This is a genomic window from Brenneria izadpanahii, from assembly GCF_017569925.1.
Classification (GTDB): Bacteria; Pseudomonadota; Gammaproteobacteria; order Enterobacterales; family Enterobacteriaceae; genus Brenneria; species Brenneria izadpanahii.
In genome coordinates this window covers 3,442,191-3,454,966 of record NZ_CP050854.1, presented here as the reverse complement: position 1 = coordinate 3,454,966, position 12,776 = coordinate 3,442,191, and the positions used below count along the sequence as shown (strand labels likewise).

The window sequence follows — 12,776 nt, the reverse complement described above, 5'->3', positions numbered from 1 at the left end:
TACGCGGCGTAATTTCCGCCGCGCGAAGCCGTCTCTGCGTCCGCATTAAAAATGTGACTAAGAGACAGCTCTGGGAAGGGGCGGGGCTGACTTACAGCAGCTTTTTTTCCGCCAGATCGAGCGCAAAATAGCTGAAAATCAGATCGGCTCCGGCACGCTTGATGGCGCCCAGGCTTTCCAGCGCCACGTCGCGTTCGCTGATTGCGCCGGCCTGGGCGGCGAATTTGATCATCGCATACTCGCCGCTCACCTGATAGGCGGCCAGGGGCAGTTCGGTGCGTTCGCGCACGTCGCGAAGAATATCCAGATAGGCTCCGGCAGGTTTAACCATCAGCGCATCGGCGCCTTCGGCCTGATCGATCAGCGATTCGCGGATAGCCTCGCGGCGGTTCATCGGGTTCATCTGGTAGGTTTTACGATCGCCTTTCAGCGAAGTGCCGGCCGCTTCACGGAACGGACCATAGAAGGAAGAGGCGAACTTGGTGGAGTAGGACATGATCGCCGTATCGGCGAACCCGGCCTCATCCAGCGCTTTGCGAATCGCCGCCACCTGGCCGTCCATCGCGGCGGAGGGCGCGATAAAATCAGCGCCGGCGCGCGCGGCGGCAACCGCCTGCCGGCCCAGATTAACCAGCGTCGCATCGTTGTCCACCACCTGGTCATGCAGCACGCCGCAGTGTCCGTGGCTGGTGTATTCGCAAAAACAGGTATCGGACATCACAATCATTTCCGGCACGGCATCTTTACAGATGCGGGACATGCGCGACACCAGACCGTTCTCCTGCCAGGTGTCGCTGCCTTCATCATCGGTATGGTGAGAAATACCAAAGGTCATCACCGCGCGGATGCCGGCCTGCGCGATACGCTCGATTTCAAACGCCAGACGCTTTTCCGGAATGCGCATCACGCCAGGCATTGCCTGAATGGTTTTGTACTCATCAATCTCTTCTTCAACAAAGATCGGCAGCGCCAAATCGTTGAGACTCAGCGACGATTCCTGGAAGAGTGTGCGAAGCGATGGGCTCTGACGCAAACGTCTTAGCCGCTGACTGGGAGAATAACTGGACAAAGCAACCTCGGTTTAGCAGGCAACCGCCGGCGAACACGCCGCGGCGGCGATAAAAAGAATGCGATAACAGTATACTCCCGGACGCTCCCTGACAATATTTGTGACGTTTCGCCGTATCAGGCTGAAGCGCGTTAACGGCGCGTTATCGCTGCAGAACGCGGCCCGGTTCGCACTATGCCGGTGGCTTCATTTCACCGTTACCGAAAAATTGCAATGCCTTTTCGGCTTTCTCGAACTGACTGGTTCAGCACGTTAAACGATATTGATCGGGCCTGCGTACTCGCGGCGCTTATCGTACTGCATGAAAAAAGTCCGATGCTATCCCGACCTTACGCCGATACGATCACAGGCGCCCGCAACCGCAACATGAAAGAGTTGCGCGTTCAGAGCCGGGGCGATGCGCGCCGCCGCCGTTTTCCTGCCGCTCGAATTATTCAGTGCACATAATTATAATAATGATTATTATTTCAGTTTGCTGATAAAGCTCGAAACATGAACATTAATGACTCCCTCCCGGCTTCATCCTTGTCAGGGCGGCGTTAACGCATTAAAAACGCCGGGGTTTCTCCCGCTCCTGGGAAGGTGAGGGGGGGGAGACGGGGTTAGAACCGGAAGGTTTGTCATCTCGCTTATTATTTTTATTGTGTTGTTTTTATCTGCCGCCATTGCCATACCGGCTATGCCGGTTGCTGGGGCGCTGAACGTCAAGAGGCTGCCGCGGCAACCTTACCGTTGTTAACCGGGTAACCGGGCCGCATATCGCCGGCCCGGCAAAGATAGGACTTATGCAGGACAACTACCATCATCACGACGCCAGATTTTCCTTGTCGGAGGTGAGTTTCTCCGTATCGGACCGTATGCTGTTGCAGCCGTTATCGCTGGACTTCCCGCAAGGGAAGGTGTGCGGCCTGATCGGCCATAATGGTTCCGGCAAATCCACGCTATTGAAAATTCTTGGCCGCCATCAAGCGCCAAGCGGCGGACAGGTGTTGCTGAACGATCGGCCGCTGTCTCAATGGAACAACAAGGCGTTTGCCCGCCACGTGGCCTATTTGCCGCAGCAATTACCCGCCGCGGAAGGGATGACGGTGCGTGAACTGGTCGCGGTCGGGCGCTATCCGTGGCATGGCGCGCTAGGGCGTTTTGGCGCGGCCGATCGCCAGCGGGTTGAAGAGGCCATCGAACTGGTCGGTTTGAAACCGTTCGCCGGCCGCCTGGTGGATAGCCTTTCCGGCGGCGAGCGGCAGCGCGCCTGGCTGGCGATGCTGGTAGCGCAGAACGGCCGTTGCCTGCTGTTGGACGAGCCGACGTCGGCGCTGGATATCGCTCATCAGGTGGAGGTGCTGGCTTTGATCCAACGCTTAAGCCGTCAGCATGGACTGACGGTGATCGCCGTATTGCACGATATCAACATGGCGGCGCGGTATTGCGATCGTCTGGTGGCGTTGCGCGCCGGCGCCGTCATTGCGCAAGGCGAACCGCTGGAGTTAATGCGCGCTCCGGTGCTGGAGCGGATTTACGGCATTTCGATGGGAACGCTGCCGCATCCGCGCGGCGGAGCGCCAGTGAGTTTTGTCTACTGATGAGCGAACATCCATTCAATCCGTTGCGCCGCCGTCTGCTGACGGCGTTGGCGCTGTCTCCATTTATCTATGCGCTGCCTTGCCGCGGCAGCGCTGCGCCGGATTTAACCCGCATTGCCGCCCTGGAATGGCAGACGGTGGAACTGCTGTTTGCCCTTGATGTCGTGCCGATGGCGGTGGCGGATATTCCCAATTATAACCAGTGGGTGGTGTCTCCCCGTCTGCCGGCGTCGGTGATAGACATCGGTCAGCGTACCGAACCGAACCTGGAATTGTTGCAGCAATTGCGTCCTTCACTGCTGCTGCTTGCGCAAGGTTACGGACCCTCGCCGCAGAAATTACAGCCGATAGCGCCCAGCATGGCGTTCAACTTCAACGACGGTAACGGCAAACCGCTGAGCGTCGGTAAGCGCTCCATAAGGCAACTGGCGCAGCGCCTGGGATTGGAGGATAGGGCGGAACGTCATCTGACGCAATTCAGCGATTTTTTACAGCGGGCGCGCCAACAGCTACAGGCGTATACCGAGCAACCGCTGCTCTTGTTTTCGCTGATTGATGCCCGGCATGTGTTGGTGATAGGGCAAAACAGCCTGTTCCAGGAAGTGATGACCGAATTGGGTATCCGCAATGCCTGGCAGAAGGAAACCAGTTTCTGGGGAACGACGGTGGTGGGGATCGAGCGCCTGGCCGAGGTGAAACGCGCGCGCGCTATTCTCCTCGAACATCATGATCAAATGGTGTTCGATAGCGTCAGCGCCACCCCGCTTTGGCAGGCTTTGCCGTTCGTTCGGCAGAATCAGCTCCGGCGGGTGCCGGCGGTGTGGTTTTACGGCGCGACCTTATCCGCCATGCGCTTTTGCCGTTTGTTGATGCAGGCGCAGGAGAGCCGCCGATGAGTTCACGTATGCGAATGTTTCCGTTGACGACGTTGGGGGCGCTGCTGGCCGCCGCGCTGTGTTTAACGCTTTACAACCTGGGGCAGCAGTTGCCGATGGCGCAGTGGCGGCAGGGGGCTTTTGCGCCGGATATCGACGATATTAGCCAAATGTTGTTCCACTATAGCCTGCTGCCGCGCCTTGCCGTTTCGCTGCTGGTGGGGGCGGGGTTGGGGCTGGTCGGCGTGCTGTTCCAGCAGGTGCTGCGCAATCCGTTGGCGGAGCCGGCGACGCTGGGCGTTTCCGCCGGCGCTCAGCTTGGTTTGACCGTCGCTACGCTATGGATGTTGCCGGGGGGAGAGGTCACCCGGCAACTGGCGGCGATGCTGGGCGCGCTGATCGTGGGCGGGCTGGTGTTCGGCGTCGCCTGGGGCAAACGCATGTCGCCGGTGACGTTGATTTTGGCCGGTCTGGTGCTGGGATTATATTGCGGCGCGCTGAGCAGCCTGCTGGCGTTATTTCATTCCGATGATATGCAGAGCGTCTTTCTGTGGGGGACGGGCGCGTTGAACCAGCAGGGGTGGGGAACGGCGGCGTTTTTGTTGCCCCGGTTGCTGATCGCCGCGCTGTTGGCGCTGCTGCTGCTGCGTCCGCTGACGCTGCTTGGATTGGATGACGGTGTGGCGCGTAACCTTGGCTTGGGGTTGAATGCCGCACGCGCGGGCGCGTTGGCGCTGGCGATTATTTTCAGCGCCATGCTGGTGAATGCGGTGGGCGTGATTGGCTTTATCGGTCTGTTTGCTCCGCTGATGGCGAGAATACTCGGGGCGCGCCGTTTATTACAGCGGATATTGCTGACGCCGCTGCTGGGAGCGTTGCTGCTCTGGCTGACCGACCAGATTATGATCTGGTTGACGCAGGTGTGGCGTGAGATCCCGACCGGCTCCGCTACCGCGCTGATTGGCGCGCCGCTGTTGTTATGGCTGCTGCCGCGTTTGCGCGGCAATGCCTCGCCGCCGGCCATGTCGCCGGCGGATAACGCGCCGGCGGAAAGGCGGCGGCCGCTGATCGGGTATGCGGCGGCGGGGGCGATACTGCTGGCGGGAAGCGCGCTGGCGTTGACGCTGGGCCAAAACGCGTCGGGTTGGCATTGGAGTCTGGGTTCCGAGCTGGATGCGCTGCTGCCGTGGCGTTGGCCGCGCCTGGCGTCCGCGCTGGCCGCGGGGATGATGCTGGCCGTTGCGGGAACGCTGATCCAGAAACTGACCGGCAATCCGATGTCCAGCCCGGAAGTGCTGGGCATCAGTTCCGGAGCGGCTTTCGGCGTGGTCATCATGCTGTTTATGGTGCCGGGCGACGCCTTCGGCTGGCTGCTGCCGGCGGGCAGCCTGGGGGCCGCGGCCACGCTGTTGATTATTATGATTGCGGCTGGCCGCGGCGGTTTTTCGACCGAGCGGATGCTATTGGCCGGAATTGCGCTCAGTACGGCGTTCTCGGCCGCCATGTATCTGCTGCTGGCCAGCGGCGATCCGCGGATGGCCGGACTCCTGACCTGGCTTTCCGGTTCGACTTACGCGGTCGACGCGCAACAGGCGGTACGTACCGCATGGCTTGCCGCGGCGCTGATTGCTCTGACGCCGCTGTGCCGTCGTTGGCTGACGATTTTGCCGTTGGGCGGCGTGGCCGCCCGCGCGGTGGGGGTGGCGCTGACGCCGGCCCGTTTGGCGCTGCTGCTGCTGGCCGCGACGTTGACCGCGATGGCTACGCTGACCGTCGGGCCATTGAGCTTCATCGGCCTGATGGCGCCGCATATGGCGCGGTTGCTGGGTTTTCGCCGCGCGATGCCGCAAATGGCGATGGCGGCGTTACTGGGCGGACTGCTGATGATTACGGCGGATTGGTGCGGACGGATGGTGATGTTCCCGTACCAGATCCCGACCGGACTGTTGGCGACGTTTATCGGCGCGCCTTATTTTGTTTACCTGCTGAGGCGTCAGTCGTTTTGACTGGCGTCGGCGCAATCGTTCCTTTTGCCCCGTATCGCGCCGACGGCTGTCGGCTGCGATGGGAAAGAACCATTTTCCCCTCTATGGCGGTCTGACTTAGGCATCAACGATACCGGCCCCGCCTACGCCGGTTGTCGCGCTATCTTCCCGTCACAGACTCATTCCGGCGCTTCGCTCAGGGCGTCAATAGCGGCGCGTTGTATGTTGCGGCGCTGACGGCGCTGGGTACGCCGGCCACAGAAAAAACTGATCATCTTTTACATAATTATTGCATGGAAATATTTTGTTTCCAAATCATTACAATGCTTACTAAATACATCATGCATGATAATGGTAGTAATTATTATTTGTATTTATTGTCTTGGCTATCAAGATTGTTAATCGGTTTTTAACGCGCTTTCGACGCATCCGCCGAATTTCTTAACTGAGATGATCGTCTGTGGCGTCAAGACCAAAATGCTAACGAGGAAGTATCATGTCTTTCAAACAAGTCAGCGGCGGGGCGTCCGGCGTAAAGAGAGTGAAGCACTATTTCACTGTTTCGCTTATCGCTTTGGGCGTGGCGAATGCGCTGGGCCTTGCCGCCGCCCATGCAGCGGACACGACCTCCGCGCCCGACTCTTCCCAGGCTCGGCAGAGTAATAATGGCGATACGGTGGTGGTGAGCGCCGGCGGCGGAGACAATACCGACGGCGTTAGCCAGCCGGAACGTGACTATACCGTGCCGGCCACCCGCGCCGGCACAAAACTTAACCTGACTCCGCGCGATATCCCGCAGGCGGTGAGTGTCGTCACCAAGCAACGTATTAAAGATCAGGATCTGCAAAATATTGGCGATGTACTGCATAACGCCGCCGGTATTTCAACATCACAGAATGATACCGAACGTTTCGATTTTTATTCGCGTGGGTTTTATATCAACAATTATACCTATGATGATATTCCCACCACGCAAAATGCGTCATGGAACTTCGGCGATACCGACGATGACGCCGCGATCTTCGATCGTATTGAAATCGTGCGCGGCTCCACCGGCCTGATGACCGGAAGCGGAAACCCTGGCGCTTCCATCAATATGGTGCGTAAGAAAGCGGATAGTAAAACCTTTACCGGTAATTTAAGCGCCAGCTACGGCAGTTGGAACGATCAGCGCTATGTCGCCGATGTTTCCGGGCCGCTGAATCAGTCAGGTTCGCTACGCGGCCGCCTTGTGGCTGGGTATCAGGATAAGGACAGTTGGCTCGATCGCTACCATCAAAGCAAAAAATTCCTCTATGGCGATATTGAGGCTGACCTGACGGACTCAACGACGGTTGATGTGGGGTATAGCTACCTGGAGCGGAACACCGGCAATCCCACCTGGGGCGGTTTGCCGGCCTGGTACTCGAATGGCGAACCAACCCATTACGATCGCAGCTCCAACCCCGCGGCCGATTGGACGCATTATAATATTCTGTCGCGCAAGGTTTTCGCCAATTTGACCACCAACTTCGACAACGGCTGGCAGGTACGGCTGAATGGCGCGCACTCAGAAACGGATTTTGACAGCAAACTGTTTTATGTAAGCGGATTCGCGGATAAAACCACCGGGCTTCTTACCAATGATTATTCCGCCTATGGCGGCTGGTATGACGGCCTTCGCACGCAGGATGCCATCGACGCCTATGCGTCAGGTCCGTTTGAACTGCTGGGGCGGCAGCATGAGCTTGTCGTAGGGTTGGATTACAGCCGCCAGCGCAATCGTTACTATGGCCGTTTTGTAACGGTAAGCGCCAATGACGTAGGCAGCACCAATGGCTGGAGCGGCAACGTGGCTGAACCGGATTGGGGGAATGGGCGCTTAACGGGGATGATACCATTCGCCAGAAAGCGGGCTACGCGGCGGCGCGCTTCTCTCTTACCGATCCGCTATCGCTTATTGTCGGCGCGCGTTATACGCAATACAGCACAAACGGCATCACCGCTAATATGGATAAAAACAACCTGACGCCGTACGGCGGTCTGGTTTATGACATTAATGACACCTATTCCGCGTTTGTCAGCTATACCTCCATTTTCCAGCCCCAGACCTACCGCGATCGTCAGGGCGCCTATCTGAAACCGGTGATCGGAAAAGATTATGAGGCGGGCGTTAAATCCGACTGGTTTAATGGCCGGCTGACGGCTTCACTCTCCGTATTCCGTATTGAGCAAGAAAATCTGGGTCAGCAGGATGGCACGTCCCTGGTGCCGGGCAGCTCGGAATATGCTTACTATGCGTCTAAAGGCGTGGTGAGCCGCGGCGCGGAGTTTGAACTGAATGGCGCAGTCACCGATAACCTTATGCTGACGTTCAGCGCCAGCCGTTATGTGGCGAAGGACATCAATAACGATCGGGTTAATTCCAACCTGCCGCAAACGCAGCTGAAACTGTTTACCAGCTATAACCTGCCTATGCTGCCGCAATTGACCGTTGGCGGCGGCGTCAACTGGCAGAACCGGACGTTTAAAGATCTGACCGGGCCGTCGGGCAATACGGTTCGTTTGTATCAGGGGAGCTACCCGCTGGCTGACCTGTTCGCGCGTTACCAGGTGGATAAGAACCTATCGGTGCAGGCGAACGTGAAGAATGTGTTTGATCGTGAATACAACACTGGGCTGACGGGCGGCGTTATTTACGGCGAACCCCGCAATTACTCGGTCAGCGTTAACTATACATTCTGATAACCGATCGCTTTTATCCGCGAATAAAGAGTAAGGAAAGGTTATGGCCGGAGTTCAGGGATACCGCCTGTTTAACGTGCAACTGGCGCGCAAGACCGCCGTTTCTCCTTCGCTGCTAAGCCTGGTGTTTAGCGGCGCGGAAGTGGCTCAAATGAAACGCGACGCGCCGGATCAGCGCATCAAAATGCTGTTTCCTTCCGAAGACGGCACGCCGCCTTCGCTTCCCGAGGAAGGGCAGTGGTATCAAATCGCGCTGTCGCTGCCGAAAGAAAAGCGCCCGGTGATCCGTACTTATACGCTGCGTCATGTCGATCGTGAGCGTCAGGAGGCGACGGTGGAGTTCGTCAGCCACGGTACTGAAGGCCCGGCCTCGGCATGGGCGATTAACGCCGCACCGGGAGACGCTATTCAGATCATTGCGCCGAATGCGGCGCATAAAGAAGATAGCGGCGGCTATGAGTGGATGCCGCCCGCCGGGCTGCGCAACGCGTTGATTATTGCCGATGAAACCGCGCTCCCTGCGGCCAGAGGGATCCTGGAACTGATCGCCTGCCAGGAGAATCCGCCGCAGGTACAGGCTTTCTTTGAAGTGCCGGAGACCGGAGATTGCGTGGATCTGAACGAATTTAGTTTTGCGGAGATAATCTGGCTGGCGCGCAACCCCGCCGGCGCGGCGCACGGCGAATGTCTGGTTAAGGCGGTAAAAGAGCGGGTCAGGGTGCCGGAAAGCGGTCATCGCGAAGCGGTGCGGGAAGAGGCTGAAGGCGAGTTGCTGTGGGATAAAGCGACCACCGCAAACAGCGAATTTTATGGCTGGGTGGCGGCGGAATCGACGGCGGTAAAACTGTTGCGCCGCTATTTGATTGGCGAGCGCGGCGTGCCGCGTGAGGCGATTAATTTCATGGCGTATTGGGCTAAATCTTGACGAAGCGAAGGGCCGAAAACGCCGCTTGATTATTTTTAGAATGGCCCTGATACCGGGCCATTCTATACCCGCTTAAGGCCGTTGATTAAAGCGGCGGATGCTTACCGCGATTCTTTTAAGATAAAACGTTAAAAGGATCCTGCTCGCCGATTTCCTGAACGCCGACATCATAAAAAATATCGCCTCCTTTTTCGAACCGCCGGCGATGGAATACTCGTCTCATCCTTTTGACTCATTCTACCGGGCCGGCGCAAGCGCTATTCAGAAACGCGTCCCGGCGTTTTTGTCCGGCGCGCCGCCGGTTCTCGCCGCATCCATACCGCTCATGCGCGGAGTCGCCCGCCTTAACGTAATTTCTTACGCCGCGGGGCGAACGGTTTAAACATTGGATTTCTATTTAATATCAAAAAGCGATGCATTGCCCCGGCGAGCAAAACAACATTGTGAATAAGCCGAAAGCAATGTGTGATGGTGGTCGGTATTAAAGTCATTATTTGACCCAAGATCGCTAAAGTATTCGTTGCCGGGGAGAAATATACTTCCTTTCATCTTATTAGCCATCTTGAAATTTAGAAGAGTTGGCGTCTAAAACTGATTTAAATATATATGATTACGAATGGATGAATAAATTATTATGTCCGATGTGATTAAAAATATAATTATTGGCTGGAGCCTATTGCCGGACGGCGCCGGTAAGCCGAACCATTCTGACTGCGGGCAGGCGCGCCGTAATGATAGCGATTCCCCTTATGACCCCTCCTCCCGAAATAGAGCGTGGCGCGATTATCAAGCGTACATGTGCGTATCGAATCGGTGTGTCTTAAGGAGATATAAATTATGGCTAATATAGTCGCTGAATTGAATGAATCCCGAGTAGCTACGGCCAACGCTTCGGCCCAAGTGTCCCAACTCGTCGGTCTTGCCCGCGCCGCGCAGAAAGCGTTTGAAACGTTTTCGCAGCAGCAGGTGGACGCCATCGTGCGCGATTTTGCGAAATTCATTTACGACAATGCGCAAGATCTGGCCCGCAGAGCAGTTGACGAAACGGGTTACGGCGTTTTTGAAGACAAGGTCGCGAAATGCATGGGCAAGTCGCGCCTCATCTGGAATAGCCTGAAGGGCAAGAAAAGCCGCGGCATTATTGGCGAGGAGCCTGAGGCCAATCTGGTATTGATCGCCAAACCCATGGGCGTGGTGGCTTCCATCTGTCCCGTTACCAATCCGGTTGTCACCCCGATGTGCAACGCGATGTTTGCCTTGAAGACCGGCAACGCCGTGATTTTCGCCCCGCATCCGAATGCCGAAGAGGTGAACGCGCTGGTCGTCAAGGCGTTCCGCCAGATCCTGCGCCGGCATGACGCGCCGGAAGATTTGGTCCAGACGGTGGTCAATGGGTCGCTCAGCATCACCAAGGAGTTGATGGGCGCGGTGGACGTCGTCGTGGCTACCGGCGGCGGAGCGATGGTGAAAGCCGCCTATTCATCAGGCCGGCCATCCCTTGGCGTGGGGCCGGGCAATGTTCCCGTCGTTATCGACCGGGGAGCGGATCTAAAGGACGCCTGCGGGAAGATCGTCGCCGGGGCGGCTTTCGACAACGGCATCATCTGCTCGCATGAGCAGTTCGTTCTGGCGCCGGAGGAAAGCTACCAGACGGTCATCGATCAATTTCTGGCCACGGGCAAGGTGTGGTTCTCCTCAGATCCCGCCGTTGTCCAGAAACTGCGCGACGTCGTGTTTCCCGACGGCCGTATGAATAAGGACATCGTAGGCAAGTCGCCCCAACTGATCGGCGCGTTGGCGGGGATCAATGTGCCGGAGGGAGTTCGCATCATTCTGCTGCCGGCCAAGGGGGCGGGCAAAGAGGATGTTCTGGCCCGTGAAAAATTGTGCCCGGTGGTGGCGATTCTACCCTACCGGACCTTCGATGAGGCAGTGGACAACGCTAAGGCTAATCTATTGGTGGAGGGCGCAGGGCATACGGCCGCATTGCACTCCAACGATGAACAGCATATTCGCGCCATGGGGCTGGCCTTGCCCATAAGCCGTCTGGTCGTCAACCAGAGCTCGGGCACGACGGCGGGGGGATCGCTGACCAACGGGTTCGCGCCCACCACGACGCTAGGCTGCGGTTCCTGGGGGGGAAATTCCATTTCGGAAAACCTTGACTACAAGCACCTGATGAATGTCAGCCGCATCGGCAAAGTGATTACGGGTAAGCATGTGCCAACCGATGAAGAAATATGGGCGGAGTAAGCGGGCGCGGCCAGGCCGCAGTCTGCCTGCCTTTCGCATAATAATGCACACATGCATTCCAGCGCGCAGGCAGGATAGCGCATAAGTTCGCCTTCGCGTCAGGCCGAATCGTTGACGATGGCGCCATAGCGGGGCGGCCGGCGGCAGCGGGAATACCATAATCGTAGCGCCTGATTTTAGGCTGGAGTTGGATTATGGTTTCCTGCCGCAAAGAATAACGGCGACAGCGCGGACGTAATCCGCCTGCTTTCCCGATGGAGTTAAAAATATCGAAATTCACCATTGGGTGATAATGCAATTCAACGCGGCTCTTTCCCGCAATCGGCGTCGTTGCTGACAAGCATTTCCGCGCCAGCCTTCTCGGATAAAGCAAGATAGACGCTCGGCTCCAGCGCCTTGACGCTATGGCTTTCTCCTGCGTCCAGAAGCAGATGATCGCCCGGCTCCAGGCGTTGAGCGTTAACCTGCAAGCGGCCTTTAATGACATGAATTTGTTCCCACCCCGGATGCCTGTGTAGGGGCAGACTGGCTCCGGCTTCGAGCTTGAGCAGGGTATGACCGCCTCCGAGGTTATTGCGCCATAGCGGAGCATAGGATATGCCGGGGTATGGCGTGGGTTGATAATGGCGGCCGGCGTTGTTGTTATAGTACATAAAACCCCTATAAATTCATCCAGTTAACGTTGCTGTTCCGATGATTGATAAAGGTAAGGTAACGCATAATGCTGACAGATTCTGTCAGTAGCCTCAGCCGGACGGCAATTGGCCTTTTCCCTGCCATGACAGGATAGGACAGGCGGCGCGCCATAAGCCGACGCCCTGGTTTCTGTTGCTACCCAACAGCGGCCGGATTAACGACAAGTTTTTCCATAACCCTTTTACTTAACGATAAGCCGCCGGGAACCCGACGGCTCGATTTTATGTGCGGTTGTGCTGTTTACTGGGCGTTTTTATCGACGACGAAATCAAATTTCGTCAGGCCGACGCTTTGCGCACTGGTCATCACAAAGGATACGCGTCCATATTCCGATGCCTTATCGGCGTAAATACGTAAATGGGGCAATTGTGGTCGCCGGGCCGTTTCTTCCAGCCGGGATTTCAAGGTAGCGTCATCAACAGGCTGTTTATCCCAGGAGATACTGCCGTCGGCCAGCACTGAAATATCAATGGATTGAGGATCCTTTTCCAGCACACTGGCGTTGGCCTTGGGCAGATTGACTTTTACCGCGTGGTTTATCACCGGTAGGGTAATCATAAATACAATCAGTAGCACCAGCATGACATCAATAAACGGCGTCATGTTGATATCGTTGACCAGCGTCTCTTCATCGCTTTCAAACGGCGAGTTACCTGACATGCTCAT

At 57.0% G+C, this 12,776-nt stretch carries 8 protein-coding genes and 2 pseudogenes; 7 read left to right on the top strand and 3 right to left on the bottom strand.

The window, feature by feature from the left end; all coding sequences use genetic code 11:
- Window positions 1-91 precede the first annotated feature (91 nt).
- Window positions 92-1,069 (bottom strand): porphobilinogen synthase, encoded by a 978-nt coding sequence (hemB, locus tag HC231_RS15400; RefSeq protein WP_208227541.1) that lies wholly within the window; start codon window positions 1,067-1,069, stop codon window positions 92-94.
- Between the two features lie 213 nt (window positions 1,070-1,282).
- On the opposite strand from hemB, the pseudogene HC231_RS15395 reads away from it, so the two are divergent.
- The 7 genes and pseudogenes from HC231_RS15395 to HC231_RS15365 all read left to right on the top strand — a co-directional run.
- Window positions 1,283-1,486 (top strand): annotated as a pseudogene (locus HC231_RS15395) (type II toxin-antitoxin system RelE/ParE family toxin); the annotation flags it as partial.
- A 368-nt stretch (window positions 1,487-1,854) separates the two neighbouring features.
- Window positions 1,855-2,652, top strand: coding sequence for a Fe3+-hydroxamate ABC transporter ATP-binding protein FhuC (fhuC, locus tag HC231_RS15390; protein WP_208227540.1), 798 nt, complete (start codon window positions 1,855-1,857; stop codon window positions 2,650-2,652).
- The gene (gene fhuD, locus HC231_RS15385; RefSeq protein WP_208227538.1) at window positions 2,652-3,548 is read left to right on the top strand and encodes a Fe(3+)-hydroxamate ABC transporter substrate-binding protein FhuD; all 897 of its coding nucleotides are present in this window, start codon (window positions 2,652-2,654) and stop codon (window positions 3,546-3,548) included. Before fhuC ends, fhuD begins: the two co-directional genes overlap by 1 nt.
- Window positions 3,545-5,533 carry a Fe(3+)-hydroxamate ABC transporter permease FhuB gene (gene fhuB / locus HC231_RS15380; RefSeq protein WP_208227536.1) on the top strand — a complete coding sequence of 663 codons (1,989 nt, stop codon included), beginning with the start codon at window positions 3,545-3,547 and terminating at the stop codon, window positions 5,531-5,533. The genes fhuD and fhuB overlap by 4 nt, the downstream gene beginning before the upstream one ends.
- A gap of 475 nt (window positions 5,534-6,008) precedes the next feature.
- Window positions 6,009-8,236, top strand: a pseudogene (fhuE, locus tag HC231_RS15375) (ferric-rhodotorulic acid/ferric-coprogen receptor FhuE).
- Window positions 8,237-8,279: 43 nt separating this feature from the next.
- The gene (locus tag HC231_RS15370; RefSeq protein WP_208227535.1) at window positions 8,280-9,161 is read left to right on the top strand and encodes a siderophore-interacting protein; all 882 of its coding nucleotides are present in this window, start codon (window positions 8,280-8,282) and stop codon (window positions 9,159-9,161) included.
- Between the two features lie 837 nt (window positions 9,162-9,998).
- Window positions 9,999-11,414: an aldehyde dehydrogenase family protein gene (locus tag HC231_RS15365; protein ID WP_208227533.1), complete on the top strand. Its 1,416-nt coding sequence runs from the start codon at window positions 9,999-10,001 to the stop codon at window positions 11,412-11,414.
- 299 nt (window positions 11,415-11,713) lie between these two features.
- Here the strand turns inward: HC231_RS15365 and HC231_RS15360 are convergent, their stop codons facing one another.
- Both HC231_RS15360 and HC231_RS15355 read right to left on the bottom strand, forming a co-directional pair.
- Complete coding sequence (locus HC231_RS15360) at window positions 11,714-12,067, bottom strand: cupin domain-containing protein (protein WP_208227532.1); 354 nt, start codon at window positions 12,065-12,067, stop codon at window positions 11,714-11,716.
- A gap of 283 nt (window positions 12,068-12,350) precedes the next feature.
- On the bottom strand, window positions 12,351-12,776 hold the full coding sequence (locus tag HC231_RS15355) for an ExbD/TolR family protein (protein ID WP_208227530.1): 426 nt from the start codon (window positions 12,774-12,776) through the stop codon (window positions 12,351-12,353).